This window comes from Shinella curvata (genome assembly GCF_022899935.1).
GTDB classification, from domain to species: Bacteria; Pseudomonadota; Alphaproteobacteria; order Rhizobiales; family Rhizobiaceae; genus Shinella; species Shinella curvata.
Genome location: NZ_JALJCJ010000012.1, coordinates 35,627 through 51,028, shown reverse-complemented (window position 1 = coordinate 51,028; position 15,402 = coordinate 35,627). Strand labels below are relative to the sequence as shown.

Annotated in this window: 13 protein-coding genes; 5 read left to right on the top strand and 8 right to left on the bottom strand. The window is 58.6% G+C overall.

Annotated elements, in window-relative coordinates; all coding sequences use genetic code 11:
- The first annotated feature begins 89 nt into the window (after window positions 1–89).
- Window positions 90–1,754, top strand: a complete 1,665-nt coding sequence (locus MUU55_RS28305) for an electron transfer flavoprotein-ubiquinone oxidoreductase (protein ID WP_244764119.1) — start codon at window positions 90–92, stop codon at window positions 1,752–1,754.
- Window positions 1,755–1,909: 155 nt separating this feature from the next.
- On the opposite strand, the gene MUU55_RS28300 is transcribed toward MUU55_RS28305, so the two are convergent.
- From MUU55_RS28300 to MUU55_RS28270, 7 genes are all read right to left on the bottom strand, one after another.
- Entirely contained in the window at window positions 1,910–3,457 is a 1,548-nt protein-coding gene (locus MUU55_RS28300; protein ID WP_244764118.1) for a TniQ family protein, read from the bottom strand.
- On the bottom strand, window positions 3,454–4,530 hold the full coding sequence (locus tag MUU55_RS28295; protein ID WP_244764117.1) for an ATP-binding protein: 1,077 nt from the start codon (window positions 4,528–4,530) through the stop codon (window positions 3,454–3,456). Before MUU55_RS28295 ends, MUU55_RS28300 begins: the two co-directional genes overlap by 4 nt.
- Window positions 4,531–4,625: 95 nt before the next feature.
- Window positions 4,626–6,851: a Mu transposase C-terminal domain-containing protein gene (locus MUU55_RS28290; RefSeq protein WP_244764116.1), complete on the bottom strand. Its 2,226-nt coding sequence runs from the start codon at window positions 6,849–6,851 to the stop codon at window positions 4,626–4,628.
- A 216-nt stretch (window positions 6,852–7,067) separates the two neighbouring features.
- Window positions 7,068–7,880, bottom strand: a complete 813-nt coding sequence (locus MUU55_RS28285; protein WP_244764115.1) for a hypothetical protein — start codon at window positions 7,878–7,880, stop codon at window positions 7,068–7,070.
- A 586-nt stretch (window positions 7,881–8,466) separates the two neighbouring features.
- Entirely contained in the window at window positions 8,467–8,826 is a 360-nt protein-coding gene (locus tag MUU55_RS28280) for a hypothetical protein (RefSeq protein ID WP_244764114.1), read from the bottom strand.
- Window positions 8,827–9,152: 326 nt separating this feature from the next.
- The gene (locus tag MUU55_RS28275; RefSeq protein ID WP_244764113.1) at window positions 9,153–9,623 is read right to left on the bottom strand and encodes a hypothetical protein; all 471 of its coding nucleotides are present in this window, start codon (window positions 9,621–9,623) and stop codon (window positions 9,153–9,155) included.
- Window position 9,624: 1 nt separating this feature from the next.
- Complete coding sequence (locus MUU55_RS28270) at window positions 9,625–10,095, bottom strand: hypothetical protein (RefSeq protein WP_244764112.1); 471 nt, start codon at window positions 10,093–10,095, stop codon at window positions 9,625–9,627.
- 689 nt (window positions 10,096–10,784) lie between these two features.
- On the opposite strand from MUU55_RS28270, the gene MUU55_RS28265 reads away from it, so the two are divergent.
- Window positions 10,785–10,979: a hypothetical protein gene (locus MUU55_RS28265; RefSeq protein ID WP_244764111.1), complete on the top strand. Its 195-nt coding sequence runs from the start codon at window positions 10,785–10,787 to the stop codon at window positions 10,977–10,979.
- Window positions 10,980–11,248: 269 nt separating this feature from the next.
- Here MUU55_RS28265 and MUU55_RS28260 read toward each other — a convergent pair whose 3' ends face one another.
- The gene (locus MUU55_RS28260; RefSeq protein WP_244764110.1) at window positions 11,249–11,782 is read right to left on the bottom strand and encodes a PIN domain-containing protein; all 534 of its coding nucleotides are present in this window, start codon (window positions 11,780–11,782) and stop codon (window positions 11,249–11,251) included.
- 454 nt (window positions 11,783–12,236) lie between these two features.
- Between MUU55_RS28260 and MUU55_RS28255 the strand changes: the two genes are divergently transcribed.
- Genes MUU55_RS28255 through MUU55_RS28245 form a run of 3 tightly spaced genes read left to right on the top strand, consistent with a single transcriptional unit; the run spans window position 12,237 to window position 15,346 of the window.
- Entirely contained in the window at window positions 12,237–12,626 is a 390-nt protein-coding gene (locus MUU55_RS28255; RefSeq protein ID WP_244764109.1) for a hypothetical protein, read from the top strand.
- 42 nt (window positions 12,627–12,668) lie between these two features.
- Window positions 12,669–14,582 (top strand): AAA family ATPase, encoded by a 1,914-nt coding sequence (locus tag MUU55_RS28250; RefSeq protein WP_244764108.1) that lies wholly within the window; start codon window positions 12,669–12,671, stop codon window positions 14,580–14,582.
- The gene (locus MUU55_RS28245; RefSeq protein ID WP_244764107.1) at window positions 14,579–15,346 is read left to right on the top strand and encodes a metallophosphoesterase; all 768 of its coding nucleotides are present in this window, start codon (window positions 14,579–14,581) and stop codon (window positions 15,344–15,346) included. The genes MUU55_RS28250 and MUU55_RS28245 overlap by 4 nt, the downstream gene beginning before the upstream one ends.
- Window positions 15,347–15,402 lie beyond the last annotated feature (56 nt).

The following is a 15,402-nucleotide window of genomic DNA, read 5'->3' as shown; positions in this document are numbered from 1 at the left end:
GAGACCCCGATCTTCCAGGTCGCCGACTACGGTCTCGTCGCGGACCTGTTCGAAGCACTCCCGGAATTGCAGAAGGCGCTTTGAGTGGCATGGCGGGAATAGAGGAACTTCCCGAACGCGAGTCGATGGAATTCGACGTTGTGATTGTCGGTGCGGGCCCGGCTGGTCTGTCTGCGGCGATCCGGCTGAAGCAGGTCAATCCGGACCTCACCGTCGTCGTGCTCGAGAAGGGTTCGGAAGTCGGCGCGCATATTCTTTCCGGCGCGGTTGTCGATCCCATCGGCATCGACCGCCTGCTGCCCGATTGGCGCGAGGATGAGAGCCACCCGTTCAAGACCGAGGTGAAGGACGACCACTTCCTGCTGCTCGGCCCGGCCGGTTCCATCCGCCTGCCGAACTTCGCCATGCCGCCGCTGATGAACAACCACGGCAACTACATCGTCTCGCTCGGAAACGTCTGTCGCTGGCTGGCGACCAAGGCGGAGGAACTCGGCGTCGAGATCTATCCCGGCTTTGCCGCCTCCGAAGTGCTCTACAATGACGAGGGCGCCGTCATCGGCGTCGCGACCGGCGACATGGGCATCGAGCGCAACGGCGAGCCCGGCCCGAACTATACGCGCGGCATGGCGCTCATCGGCAAATATACGCTGATCTCGGAGGGCGTGCGCGGCTCGCTCGCCAAGCTTCTGATCCAGAAGTTCGACCTCCAGAAGGATCGCGAACCCCAGAAATTCGGCATCGGCCTCAAGGAGCTCTGGCAGGTCAAGCCGGAGAACCACAAGCTGGGTCTCGTGCAGCACTCCTTCGGTTGGCCGCTCGGCATGAAGACCGGCGGCGGTTCGTTCCTCTATCACCTCGAAGACAACATGGTCGCCGTGGGCTTCGTGGTGCATCTCAACTACAAGAACCCCTATCTCTTCCCCTTCGAGGAGTTCCAGCGCTTTAAGACGCATCCGGCGATCAGGGGCACGTTCGAAGGCGGCAAGCGGCTCTCCTACGGCGCCCGCGCCATCACCGAGGGCGGCTACCAGTCGGTGCCAAAGCTGTCCTTCCCCGGCGGCGCGCTGATCGGCTGCTCGGCCGGCTTCGTCAATGTGCCCCGCATCAAGGGCAGCCACAATGCGGTGCTCTCGGGCATTCTTGCCGCCGAAAAGCTGGCCGATGCGATTGCGGCCGGCCGCGCCAATGACGAGCCGATCGAGATCGAGCAGGGCTGGCGCGACAGCGCCATCGGCTCGGACCTCAGGAAGGTGCGCAACGTCAAGCCGCTGTGGTCGAAGTTCGGCACGGCTATCGGCGTGGCGCTGGGCGGGCTCGACATGTGGACGAACACGCTGTTCGGCGGTTCGATCTTCGGCACGCCGAAGCACGGCAAGACCGATGCGCAGTCGCTGGAACCGGCCGCCAAACACAAGCGGATCGACTATCCGAAGCCGGATGGCGTGCTGACCTTTGACCGTCTCTCCTCGGTGTTCCTGTCGAACACCAACCACGAGGAAGACCAGCCGATCCATCTTCAGGTGAAGAACCCGGAGCTGCAGAAGACCTCGGAACTCGACATCTATGCCGGCCCGTCGACGCGCTACTGTCCTGCCGGTGTCTATGAATGGGTGGAGAAGGACGGCAGGCAAGTCTTCGTCATCAACGCGCAGAACTGCGTGCACTGCAAGACCTGCGACATCAAGGACCCCAACCAGAACATCAACTGGGTGCCGCCGCAGGGCGGCGAAGGGCCGGTTTATCCAAATATGTGATGCTGTAGTCGAGAACCCTAAGTTGCCTCAACGCCTCTGCAAGTGATTAAATTTATTGAGGCGTTTAAAAATCCGAGAACCCGACATTTCCCAAAGTGAAGCCCGGGATTTCCCAATTCGCAAGAACAAAAAAAAACCGGGCGGAGCCCGGTTTGTCATTTTTTGGAGGTGAGCAACATTTCTACATCGTCGCGGAGGTAGAAATTTTCGCCCACTCGCCATTTGGGAATTTGCACTTTTAGGCCACGTTTGAGCGCGTCGTTTGTCACTCGGCCACCGAGCTTCTTGGCGAAACCAGCAAGCTCCCGTTCAGGCAAATACCGATCTGAAAATCGGCGTAGTTCGAGCTTCGCGTACTGGGCCACCGTCGCAGACTGGCTCGGGAACACCTCTCTTAGAAATCCTTCATGCGCAAGCGCCGAAACGGTGTTTTCGCTTACTCGAAGTCTGACCGAAGCGTCGGGAGCTGAGATATGACCGGAAGGCGCGGTACTGTAGACGGCGGAGAAGGCCTCGAGTGCCGTTACATAGGCATCCTCCTGGCTGTCATTTATTCGACGATCCCGCACCATATCGACGATGTGTTCCATGAAGCGGACCTCGAACACCTCTTGCTCACATGCCAGATTGGATTTTGCTGTAGTACCGGCGGCGGGCAGCTTGCCAAGTTCCTCAAGCACCGTTCGGAGCGAACTGGCTGGGACTCCATATTCGCGTGATGCCGAAGATACAGAGTGGTACTGGCGCTTCGTGACGGCACCAAGGAATTCGTCGCCGGGTCCCAATGCGAGATGTTTTACCCCGACATCGCGCATGATCGACAGGACTTCGGCATACCCCGGATAGTCGGCGAACTGGAGGGCCTCTGCCGCAAAGCGTCCAAAGATGCTGGTGGGGCAATGCCGTCGTTTCGATCGAAAGTTCTTTGACATCTGCTCAGCAAGCACCCTTTCGAACTCCTGGACGCCAGCTAGCAGATGTTCGAAACCTACGTCGGCGGCGGAACATAGCTCCCGATCCGATGCCGCCGGCCAATCGCGGTTGGGGCCTTGAATCTCTGCGCCAACGAGTTCGCACAAGTGGGCGGCTGCCTGCAGCGGAACGCTGTCGAGCCAGCTCGGCTGAGTGGGCAGGTTCCACTCGAGCCGCTCGCGGGCATACCGCTCAAAGTTTGTTTCTGCCCGGCTGGAGGACCGCGCGCAAAGGCCTTCAATGCCGCCTGGCTCTCGTCGTAGTCTCAGAGCGAAATCGGGTCCGAGATGCCAGTCAATACGAGGCAGCTCTACGAGCTCGACGTGATGAACGGGGCAGGCTCTCAAAAATTTGGGAAGCCAGTTTAGGCGAGCAAACGCCCGATTGCCGGGCCTCCCAAACAAGTTCTGTTCGTCATCGGCAAGGCAAAGGGCGCACACCCGGTCTTGAGCCAAAGAGACGAAACGCGCCGCCAGCCGATGCCCGCGGACAGCCAAGTCCGCGCCTGACTGGCAAGTTCCCCTCCGGTTTACGTGGAGGTCGGGACCAAGCAGGCGCTGAAGAGCGCCGAGCGCGTTCGACGCCCCCTTAGTTAGCTCGCCAAAGTTCAGCCCGAACAACGACCAAAAATCGGAAGCATTCTCCGCTCCATGTAGCGCGGCGGTGCGCGAACAAAAGCTCGCGACCGTTTCCCCTTCATGTGCGCGTGCCTTTAGCGACAACGTATTCACGGGCGATCTCCGAACTTGATCTGTTTCTCCCCGCGCTCTCGTCGGGTCCTGGGTGCCTTATCGTTGACACGCATGAACGCCTTTAATGGTTCTAGTTCCTGCCAAGCGGCGTGCGTGAAGACGTTTTCATGCTCGAGGCAACCGGAGTAAGCCATATACATTTTCTCGAAATGGACCTTGCTGACCTCCGGAGCCCCCTCAAGGACAGCCAATTCCACTGCACCACGGATCATTTGGACGATTGTCCCAAAATTCCCCGAACCCGCGTGGCTTAGGCGCTCCTTGAATTTTACGTTTGGATCGGTCGGCAAATTGAGCGAGACCTCCCCATGGGCGGCGATCTTCGAAAGAATTTCGTCGATTGTCGCCAAGCCTTGAGTGCCCTCGAGCTTCTCAAGTCGGATCGCCGTCCGGCGTGTGAATAGTTGCTCATGCTCCGAAAGGAATTCGGCAAGCGGAGGAACACCCGCAAGGATTAGGCGTACCGGCCAGTCAGGCATCTGCACAAGCCCCTTGAACGCATCGGCGATCTTCTGCTGATCCACGGCATTCGCGGCGACCACGGCATGCTGAGCTTCGTCGATCACGACGAACATGATCTTGTGGGCCTTGAGCGCTACCCGAAACGTATCCCACGCCTCGTTCTCGCGGATGCTGGCCCGCACCGGCATACCCAGTTTGCGGAGGCCCTCAATCGCGAGGAGCTTTGGCGTGCAAGGGGAGGGTGGTTCGTACATCAACACCGGATTGACTGTTCCACCGTCCTCGTCGGTGTACGGTGCCATGGCCTCGATCAGTGAGATATGCTCCATGATCGTTCGGGTTTTGCCGGCTCCGGATTCTCCGCAGACAGCGAGGATGCGGCGCTTGCCGGGTCGGTTCTCGTCTTGCGGATCGTGCCAAGCGACGCTCGCCACCAAATTGTTGAAGGCAAGGCTGAAGGTTGTATCTCGGGTCAGGCCGAGGTAGCGATCGTTGATCCGCTTCACTTTTTCGGCCTTTTCGAGTTCGGAAGGCGAAAGGGTTGCCCGGATGCGAGCGATGGCAGCTACTTGTTGGCGATTCCAGTCCATAGGTTTTCTCCTGAGGTAAGCGCCCGCGCTGGACGGGTCGATTGGGTCTGAATGACGTCTTCGGCACGCGGACGCGTGCCGAAGACGTCATGGCGTCAGCGATCAAACACGGAGTTGCTCAGACCGATGGCCGGCGTTTCCGGAGCCGGCACCGTCTCCTTGACATCGGGCTCGCCCGTATGCTCCGACGCATCGCGCCACGCGTTTTCCCCTACCGGGAGCTCGATCCCGATCGTGCGATAGAAGTCTTCTGCGAGCTGGCCGGTGGACATGAAGTCCTGTGGAACCGAACTCTCGCGGGCGGTGATGCGGAGCTTGAGGTCCAGCTTCTTTTCCCACTCGAGATAGGCAGCTTCCGTCGAGACAGGGTTGTCGAGATCGGCTTCCATGCGCAGGACTTCGGCACGCTTCCGCGCGTCTTCCTTTGCCTTACGCACGGTCGGTCGAGACAACTTTGCCTCTGTCGCGTTGATCGCCTTGAGCTCAGCGCAGATGGCGGTCCAGGCCCACATGCTCATGCCCTCGAACTCTTCGTCGATAGCAGGTACGGTCAGCCAGCCCTCGCCAGTCCACACAGAGATGGACCCGAGGTTCTGGCGATCGACGCGGATGAGAGCGAGATGGCCATCCTTCCAGCGGCGACGGAGTGCCTGCAGCTCCACCGACTGGAAGTACACACCGAGAAAGCGGATGCCCTGCTTGCCTACCACACGCTGGACGTTAACCCCGAAGATGTGGCGGCGCTGAGCCGGAGACGGCGGCGGCGTGATGCCGTGCTTGGCAAGGCGGTTCCAGGCATTCCTTGGCGTTTCGCCGCCCAGGCCTTCGTGCGGAGTGTTGTGATACACGTCGACGAAGTAGCGCGTCAGGATGGCCGCAACTTCTTCGAACGTCACGCTGGCTTCAACCTCGGGATCGCTATCGCCTTTCGCTTCGACGGAGTTGCCGGTCAGGCCCGAAAAGTACTGGAACGCGTGCTCCGCAGTCGTACGGAAAAAACGCTCGATCGTACCGCGCGCGGAGGCTGCTCCCGCTGGAGGCAGAAGGAGAGTTGCTCCGAGATCGTTGACCGTGACACGGAAGGGCTGGCTCGAATACCAAGTCGCCGAATCCGTCGCCACCTCCTCAAGAGTGCCGCAATACTCCCAGGTCGAGGTGCAACCGTAGAGCTTGGCGATCGACGTTTTTACGATCGCCGTCATCTCGAGCGTAGCGATCGACGTCATCACCGAAGGTGCCTGCTTGTGTACACGGAACCCGAGCAGACAACGCGTGGCGACATCGATGATAGCGGTCATCCAGAGACGGATGCGCGCGACCTTCGTGCGCTGCTTCTTCGACATTTTCTGCCAAACGCCTGCGAGGACGAGGAGAACCTGGAGGTCTACGCGCCATTCGTCCATCTCACCGCGCTGGAGGGGGCGGAAGACCTTCAAACCATCACGAGCGGCGGCGTATTCGCGGTCAGCCGCGGCCTTGCCAAGCCGGGCGTACGCGAGAAACGCAGCCGGCAAGTCGTTGATGCGTTCGCTGAATGTCTTGAGCGAGGGGGTGCGCAATTCAGGCAGCGAGGCCACGGGATTTCCGCGCTCCTCATTCTGCTCGTTCGCGAGCAGAATGCCGGCATTGATCTCCTTGATTTTTTCCACCATGAGCGCATGAGCTTCGGCTTTCGTCGAAGTCGGGTTCGCGAGATAGAACTCGATGTACTGCTGCAACACGACACACTCTTCGGCCGTGTAGTAGGTGTTCTTCTGGTTGCGTCCCCACTTTTTAACCTGATTGAGCGCACTTGCATCGCTCTCATATTTACGGAGCCAGTTGCGGACCGTACGGGGGTGTGGGATCGGCTTGACCTTGTCAGTGAGGTAGTTCTTGCGCTTGGTCCCCTTGTCAGCGATTTCGTCCCAGATTTCGGGAAGCGTCTTCTTCATCACCTTGTCAGAACGCGTGAATCCGCTCTCCTCGCGCTCGCGACGGGCGAAGATTTCACAGACGCGGGTCTGGAACAGGCTCTGCTCCTGGCGCTTCTCATCGAGGTCGCCGAGATAGGCGCGCGGACGGGCCGCAGCGCGAGAGCCTTTTTTCGAGTAGTAGTCGGGACGGTACTCCATCGGCTCGTCCGGGTCGCGGAACATCGCGTGGATTTCCTCGTGCGTGAAGGTTTCATGGAGCCCGTCATGAACGCGCTGCAAGGTATGCGTCTGGAGATCGCTTTCGACCGGGCGGCGGAAGATGCCCTTGAAGTAGAGAGCATCGAAGGACTTGAAGTTGTACACGGGGGTGATCGGGCCTGCGGCGAGGATTTCGGGGTTCTTCATGAGGCTTCTCCTTGTTTGCCTGGATGGGGGCTGCACTTTGGTAGGTGCCAGCCGAAGGTCCGGCAGGCAGTTCTTGAACAAGTTCGCGCTGTATCCGTCTGCAGACGGACGCCACCATCCTGCCCATCAGGGCGGACGAGGCATGAGCGCAGGCACACGGGTTCCCTGCGGCACTTCGACAAAGCGCGTCACTTCAGTGCTCCTGATTGTGGGGCGTCAGCGGGCTACGCGAACAAAGGGACGCTCGAGCAGAAGGCGATCCGGTTCGGCATGGACCAGAACGCGTTCATGGATCAGGCAGATCGCGGCATTCAGTCCGCGTGCATATTTTGCGGCACGCTCTGCGAGGGCATAAAGGCTCACCTGGCCGCAGATGTCCTGCACCAAACGGCGCATTTCTTCGCAATCACCGGCGTTGCGATTGCGAACCGCATTGCGGATGACCTGGGCGTTTGCCGAACGCACGCGGGTTGCGTGTTTTTGGGTGACGAGCACCATCTCGTCGGCTTGGCCTTTGATGACCGGCTTGAGACGTTCGATGGTATCTTCGATACCGGTCTTCTCGACTTGGTGGGTGGGCTTTACCGCTACGAAGACCTTGTTGGTTTTTACGGTGATACGGTAGTCGGGAGTGTGCTTCGTGCGCGTCCCGTCCGCAGCCGTAAAATGCACCGCTGACGGCTGGTCTTCCAGAAGAAGAACATCCGGGCAGGCCAGAGCCATTTCTGCGATAGCCTTCTCGTGCGTGCTTTCGAAGCCGATCGCGCGATTGCGCTGATGGTCCACCAGATAGCCGCGGACATGGCCCTTGGTGCGCTCCGCCGGCTTGCGGGTGCTGGTAGAACGCTGAACCGGAACCCAGATTCCCGCGTTAATGAGCTCTCCGTCCTCGGTAACGAGCTCAATAGTCGAATAGCGACCGGACGTGGGGCCGTCCGGCAGCAGTTGAGTATCGTCTTCCCTGCGGTGCTCACGACCAAAGCCCGCGTTCTTCTCGCGCAGATAGCGGAGGACTGCCTTTGCGTTCATGCCATGCCCTTTCCAGACACACGTTGACGTCATCCGCAGCCGAAAAGGCTACGGAGCTAGAGTCCCAGGATGCGACGGTTAAGCCGGGGACTACGCGCGAAGGCGTATGGTCGCGTGAGTGGAAAGGAAGGAACGGCCGAACGCGCCCGAGGCTACGGCGACGAGCGAGCTAAAGTCAAAAAGGTGATCGGAATACTGGCTGAAGCCGACGGGACAAACGATAGCCAGAGCCTCGCGGCTCGAGGGGCAATTCTGATTTTTGCAGCTCGTCGTTTTCATGACAGTCACCAGCTCTAACAATGTTGTGCAATCATTGCTTACTGGGGATTACCGTAACCTAGCAGTCACGGCAGAATGATACCGGACTATAGGTTAGCGGGCGTCCCGCGTTTCTATATGTATCATCCTGGCAGTCATGAATTAGCTTCCCGTTTCGACTGATGCTTACCTACAGGCTGGAATTTCCCATTTCAATCCGAGATTTCTTCAAATCCAGACTAAAAGCGCCCGGATTTGAAACATCCTCTCGACATGGTTAACGGGCGCATACCTAAGTCGATACTTTGGAAACGACCCGCAACAGCGCTCATCGGCGGCGTTGGCCAAAAGTCACGGCGCTGGGCGGTCTCATGAGGTGTGTTTCCACGACTAACTTGTGGCTCTCGGGAAACCACAGAGGCGCGGGTTGCCCGCGGATCATTCTGTTGATGAACTCAGAGTTGAGGCCAGCCCCGTGCAGCATATCGTTGTCGTCCACGAATAGTTCCGAGTATGGGACGCGCGCGAGGATGTCCTCGCTGGTCTGGTGGAGGGCCATGGTCGTCAGAAACTGATAGCCGATCATCATCCTGACGACGAAGCTCCCGTAGGATGCCTCCAGAGTGTAGGGTGTTTCCCTGCTGAAGCCATGTTCGAGACCCCACCGCGCCACTTCCAACCGATGCATTTCGTTCTCCACTTTGTCGGGAGTAGCGTGCGTGGTCGGGAAGCAAGTGACAAAGTCGGCATGTAAGGCGTCGCACCTGCTCACCTAACTGTGGCAGCTGAGAACGCCTGTCGGATGACGCGAGAAATTCAAATCTTTCGCGCCAGGCGGCATGAGCCGCCATTGAAACGCGAAAATCCGGAGCGGTTGCTCCGGATTTCTATACCCAGGGGATTTTGGACGACGGCAACCATCGCAATGGTGGCGTCCACCCGATGCGTTCTATGTTGCGGCAACCGGCACGTTAACGCGTGCGTTGGCGATCACCTGATTTCAGGCCTGCCTAACTACGCTGCCTTTCGCGTGAAAAGAGCGCGTGCGAGCACGCCCTTCAATTGTTCGTGCGAGCTTTGGACAAAAGCGGTCGCCATGGGCGACGGACCTTCGACCTCGACTTGGCGAAGGCTGACGAGGATCATCGTCATGAATGTTCGCACTTCACTTTCTTCCCAAGTGAAGACCTCAAGTGCATCCTTCGCGGTCGCCTCGTTTTCGAAGCACAAGAACTCTCCCACCTTTCCCGTCTTGGTTGCGTCGAGGTGAAGTTCGTAGATATCGGCCGGGTCCCCGAAGCTGACCTTATCGAAAGACATCAGCAGGAAGGGAACGGGATGCGTTTTGTCGGTTGCGGCTGCGATCCGCAAATCGCCGTAGAACCGATCGACGACGTCCTTTGCGAAGGACATGATTGCTTTCACCTCGGGGTGGGACTCCAGATCGAGGATAGCGCCAGCGAGAAGTTGATAGGGGCTTTTCATATTACTGCTCCAAACGATAGAGGTCGCGAAGGCCGACAAGGAAGTCCCCGGCCTTCTGGTAGAAAATGACCAGACGGCCGTCGTCACCGCCCAGATCGGCGATGGCGCGCGTCGCAAGACCGACCTTCAACAGAGCGGTAAATGCCGTCGGCTCATCGGTGAGGATCAGCCCGGCGATTTCGAGCGCGGTCATGTCCTCGAAGCCTTCCATCACCACCAACTTGCGAAACGTATTCGATGGCGGGCGCTCATACAGCTCGTGGTACTCGTCGAGGACGAACCGTGACGAGCAAAGTTCGAGACACGGTTTCGCGAATACGCGGGAGGAACTGGCCATCTCGCGGACCGAGACCATGAAATCTTCCGCAGACTCGAGAGCCGTGCAGAGCACCTCCAGAAAGCGTTCGCGATTATCATCGTCGAGGAAGTCGGCGATTTGGGAGATAGCGGATGAAGTGTCAGTCAAGTCCATACCTTTCTGCGCGCGGGTACTCGCTGGGCGCGAAGCGCCGTTCGGAAAACCCGGACGGCCCCGTTTTTCAGTTTAATGTCGAGGGAGGTCAGCTCGGATGTTGAGCGCGCATTCGTTCTTGCACGCATGGAATTGCGTGCTTGGGAGAAAGACGCCGCGGTACCCGAGCTGATCGAGTGCTCGAAAGGATCGCTAGGAGGAGGGATAGTACATAGGGTCACCGTTGCGAGCGTTGCACAGACAAAACTCTCCCTGGTTTGACCCTCGCCAGGCAGCATGCCGCTGAAGTTACTCGCCTTCAGCATTCTGCGGGGACAGGTTGTTGTCTGGGCCGCGCGCTCGTCTTGGGAGTTATGGTTTTCCGCGAGGCTACCAACCTAAGCCCGCGGCACGTCTCCGAAGTGGTTTCAAAATACACATCGAGCCCGCCGCATCAAGTTTATTACCGCGTATTCAGGGGCTGGCGCTTGATTTTGTTTTCCGGCATAATTTTACGAAAAATATAACGATCGGATACTAATGGTTCTGTTTCCGGTACTTGTGCTGATCCGTTTATATTGTGCTCAAGACCCGAGTGTGCTCTTGAGGCAACACTGCCGGAATGCGAGGTCCCTGATTTTCACGTCGGAGTCTTCTTTTCACATAGTGCGCGAGACATTACATTGCTCGCATAAATGAGGGATTCGATCTTGAATCGTCGCGTGAATGAGTGGAGCAGGGCCGAAGGCGAGCGTAGAATCCGAGAGGTTCTCGACAGCGCCAAGCAGGTTGGTCCGCAGGCGATCCGCGACGTCGACGGCCTGTTCGAGGTCCGGTTCATCGCTTCTACCGAGAAAGAAAGCGCGGGAGAATTCCTGGCGCGCGGTGGGCCAGACAGCCAATAGCTTCGTGCTCCCACGACAGAAAACGTAATCCCAGCGGAAGTGCCCTGCGTGACTGGGGTAACCTGAGTAACCGTGTAAGTGCAGTCACTGCCCTCAACGAGCACACCCAATCTCCCCGATCAGTCCGCGATGTCCGGCGACTTCGGGGTAACCTGCGTAGGCATGCCACATCTCCGTCTTTCTGACGGGACGATTTGGACGTGATCCTGTTTCCAAAGTCGGTCACGGCCGGTTCTGCGTTGATTACGTCCCCCGTGCACTCAACCAGATCACATCACCATCGTCGTCATCGCCATGCGGGCCTCCTCGACCCGTTCGCAGCGCGGGATCGTCCACATGTCATTCGAAGGGTTGTACACTCCGGGCAGGGGATGGAAGCGGTTGATCGTCTCGAAATCCTTGGCGTTCATCGTGGCGATGGGCATGTCGTAGACGATCGACGTGGCGGCGATGAACAGGTCTTGCCCCGGCTTCTTTTCGTGGGCGTGCTCGTTCACGAGCCACAGATGGGTCAGTGGCTTGCAGCAAAGCAGTTTCCCGAGGATGCGAGCTACCTGGGGAGTTGCCGCTGGATACTCGAAGTCCGTTTCGAGCAATTCGTCCATCCATTGCCAGAGCTCTTCGGCTCTATAAGGGTCTGAACGATATTTACCCGCAATTCCCGTTTCTACCTCGAGGATAACGGCGAACGGTATTGCGACCCGCCGCTGACGCCGAAGCCACGCCGAGATTGTGGGATGGGGCCGCGGCCTACTGGACTCGCTAAGTATATTGGTGTCGAGCAGGAAAATATCGGTAGCCATGCTTCCCAACGTCGGCTGTGCGGGTCAACACTACGCTCGTCTGTCATGGTTAAAACCGGGTGAATCGGCTCGGAAATTAACCAATTTCGCCCGTAGGAGTTGACTTGCAGGGAGATGTTCTCTAAAAGTTCCTTCCATGATCAAGGCCATCATGTTTTCGATACGAATAGGTTGAGCAGCTGCCACCCCGGCGGACGTTCCCATACTATTTGTATCGAGGTCATGTATGGCATCCTCAGATCACGTTACGCGGAGGCTTCGTCCTAGCCTCGAAGCCGCGCTTCCTCAGAAGAATTTCCGCCCAGCAGTCAAAGGACCGGTACGTCGATCGTTCCGATCGAGGGTCGTCCACGATCTCTCGGCTATTCTGGAACTTGATCCCACCGTTGTTTCGTGGTCCTGCGGTCCTCCGCAGGTAGTCGTGGGCGGTAAGGACTACGCCTCCGACATCTGCATGACGGACACTGATGGCGTTCGGTGGATGCTGGATGCGTTCGACCGCAAACGGCCGGCTGACGTCGCAGCGATCACCTCTGCCGCCGCCGCGCTGTCCTATCGCTATCGAATTGTCGACCGATCCGAAATCTATGATGGTTTTCGCCTGAGAAATGCGAGCGACTTGCTTCGCTACGCAGGCCATAACGTCCCGCTAGGGGACCGCGTACGGCTACTCTCCGTCCTTGATGAGAACGGGTCCTTGTCCTTTTCCGAGTGTCTTCAGGTTTTACGGGAAACACAGCCCGTCGCGGCGCTCGCCTCTTTAATTCTCCAGGGAATTGTCGAGGTTGAACTCGATGACGCTCTGATCGGGCCAGAGACCATGGTGAGGCGGATACGGGCCTGACTGCGCCTGTAGCCGTCAGACCCATCATCCTCGAGGCTCATTATGACCTATCGCATGACACGCGCCAAACAGGCGCACAACCTGGCGACGCTGGTCGCCACGATGCTTATCAGACGGAGCATCCGGCCGTTTCTACCGGCGTCGAATTTCATTGTGGCAATTGAAATTCCCGACCGGATCGACATCGATTTATACGAGATGGTGACCCGTCAGTTGCTGAAGCGGGACCACATCCTCGATATCGACGACAGTGTAACTGTACACGACGCGGCCGAGTTAACCCAGAGCGCAGGGCCCCTGATTTCGAAGTTCAGGGACGCCCGACGCGTTGTCATTTTTTACACCAACGACGAGGAAATCTCTCCGGACCTCAATGTCATGATCGACCTTCGGACGTGCATTGGCTCTCCGAGAGCAGTTCATTTCATGGCGGCCGCAAGGACCCTCGGGGCATCTATGAACGAGGAGGAGGCCGCGTACCTTGTCACGAGGCCGCTTCGCGACGTTCGTCTGGCTGCCCGTCCAGGCCGTCCCATCGGTCGCCTGGTCCAACATTTGCAATCGCTATCAAGGAGGGATGTCGAAGCCGCTGCCAAGGTCCATCCACCTGGATCGCTTGTGCTCGAGTGCATGGAGGGATATGGGCCGGCGAAAAACTGGGGCCTTCAACTAGCCGAAGACATCAAACGATGGACGCGCGGGGAGATCGAGTGGAGGGACGTTGATCGCGGTATCCTCTTGAATGGCCCGCCGGGCTCGGGGAAAACGACTTATGCCCGCGCATTGGCTAACAGTTGTGGAATCAATCTCATCACCGAATCGGCGGCTGCTTGGCAGGCGAAGGGCCACCTCGGTGACATGCTGAAAGCGATGCGGCGGGCTTTCGGAGCCGCACGTGCGGCGCAACCGACACTCTTGCTCCTGGATGAATTCGACAGTTTCGGTCACCGCGGCGTCACCGCGGACGACCGAAATTATGATTACAAGGTGCAAGTAGTAAATGGTCTCTTGGAGTGCCTCGATCCGAGCGACGGTCGGGAGGGCGTGGTCGTAATCGCGACGACAAACAACGCGGCAGCCATCGATCCCGCGTTTCTGAGGCCGGGGCGTTTGGAACGTGTGATCGATATCCCGCTGCCGGACCCGGAAGCGCGAAAAGCGATCTTGGAATTTCACCTTCGTCACCGATATATCGGCGACTTCGATCATTTCCGCGATTGCACCGAGGGGTGGTCGGGCGCAGACCTCGAAAAGCTCGCCCGGGATGCGCGCCGGCTCGCGAGACATGCCGCCCGAACTGAGGTGACCGAAAGCGACGTCATCGCAGTCATGCCCGCCGTGGTAACGCTCACCGAGGAGGAGCGCTTTCGACTGGCCGTACATGAAGTGGGGCACGCCATTGTCGGTTACTCCCTCAGGCCTGACAGCCTCGTAAAGGTAACAATCACCGGGAGGAGGCCTCGGACGAAAAGCTGGCAAGCGATCGGGGCGACCCAGTTTGATGAAGCGTTACCGTTCATGCCGACAGCAAGGCACTTTCAGGACATTATCGCAATTTTTCTAGCTGGCATGGCGGCGGAGCGCGCCGTCTTCGGAGATCATTTCGCGGGCTCGGGAGGGGCGTCGTCGGCCGATCTGGTGCTTGCTACCGACTTCGCTACCATGATGGAACGCACCTTTGCTTTCGGCGACGGCTTGCTTGCCGACATGGGAACGGGAAATCGACCGATGGAAAGCCTCAGGCTGGCGGACCCGGTCCTCAGGGATGCGGTGCGTCGAAGGCTCGACGTGGAGTACAAACGAGCCGCGGCGATTATTGAGGAAGGCAAGAGCGCGTTGTTGCGCTTGGCCACTCGTCTCTCTCAAAGCCTCGAACTCAGCGCAGAGGAAGTCCGCGAGACGTTCGCTCAGACACGGTGTGCCCGTCAGGCTCGTAAAAGGAAGTCGAGAACATGAGGGTTTGGATCATCTCCGATCTCCACTGCGAGTTTGGCGTGCCCTTTACGCAGCCGACCCCGGCCGACGCCGACGTCCTTGTCTGTGCCGGCGATCTGCTCACGCGAGGCATTGTTCCGAGCATGGAGTGGCTGTCTCGGAACATCGCCTCGTCGCTTCCCGTCGTCCTTGTGGCAGGCAATCACGAGTTTTACGGCAGCGCGGTTCTGGAGAGCCTCAAAGGCGCTCGCAAGGCAGCCGGCCGATATCCCAATATCCATTTTCTCGAAAATGATGCTGTCGACATCTCCGGCGTAAGGTTCATCGGCGGTACCCTGTGGACCGACTTCCGGGTACTCCAAGGCGATCCGCAGTTGGCGATGACGGCGGCACAATCCGGCATGAACGACTTCCGAAAGATCAAGCTGTCGAAGATGCCTTATAGCAAATTCAAGCCAATCCACGCCTACAGACAGCATATGGAGACGAGGGCGTTCCTAGCTTCTGAGTTGGAGATGGCGCGCACGAGAACGACGGTCGTGGTAACTCATCATGCTCCGTCCCGGCAGTCCCTTCCGAGTGAGTTCCAGAGCGATCCACTGTCGCCTTGTTACGCATCCGACCTCGAGAGCCTCATCCTGGCCACGCAGCCGGCTCTTTGGGTGCACGGGCACACACATAACCGTAACGACTACTTGGTCGGAGCCAGCAGAGTCGTCTCAAATCCGCGGGGATATCCAGGCGAACACGTGGATTTCGATCCCGCGTTCACAGTGGAAATCTAGGTCCCGCATGGTCTGCATCGGATCGGCGAAGGGGTCGGCGAGAAACTCGACACCGT

Bases quoted from the DNA above. Each gene is read 5' to 3' on its own strand.
- MUU55_RS28305 (WP_244764119.1), top strand. From the start codon at position 90: ATGGCGGGAATAGAGGAACTTCCCGAACGCGAGTCGATGGAATTCGAC.
- MUU55_RS28295 (WP_244764117.1), bottom strand. From the start codon at position 4,530: ATGGACTGGAATCGCCAACAAGTAGCTGCCATCGCTCGCATCCGGGCA.
- MUU55_RS28290 (WP_244764116.1), bottom strand. From the start codon at position 6,851: ATGAAGAACCCCGAAATCCTCGCCGCAGGCCCGATCACCCCCGTGTAC.
- MUU55_RS28285 (WP_244764115.1), bottom strand. From the start codon at position 7,880: ATGAACGCAAAGGCAGTCCTCCGCTATCTGCGCGAGAAGAACGCGGGC.
- MUU55_RS28280 (WP_244764114.1), bottom strand. From the start codon at position 8,826: ATGCATCGGTTGGAAGTGGCGCGGTGGGGTCTCGAACATGGCTTCAGC.
- MUU55_RS28275 (WP_244764113.1), bottom strand. From the start codon at position 9,623: ATGAAAAGCCCCTATCAACTTCTCGCTGGCGCTATCCTCGATCTGGAG.
- MUU55_RS28270 (WP_244764112.1), bottom strand. From the start codon at position 10,095: ATGGACTTGACTGACACTTCATCCGCTATCTCCCAAATCGCCGACTTC.
- MUU55_RS28260 (WP_244764110.1), bottom strand. From the start codon at position 11,782: ATGGCTACCGATATTTTCCTGCTCGACACCAATATACTTAGCGAGTCC.
- MUU55_RS28255 (WP_244764109.1), top strand. From the start codon at position 12,237: ATGACGGACACTGATGGCGTTCGGTGGATGCTGGATGCGTTCGACCGC.
- MUU55_RS28250 (WP_244764108.1), top strand. From the start codon at position 12,669: ATGACCTATCGCATGACACGCGCCAAACAGGCGCACAACCTGGCGACG.
- MUU55_RS28245 (WP_244764107.1), top strand. From the start codon at position 14,579: ATGAGGGTTTGGATCATCTCCGATCTCCACTGCGAGTTTGGCGTGCCC.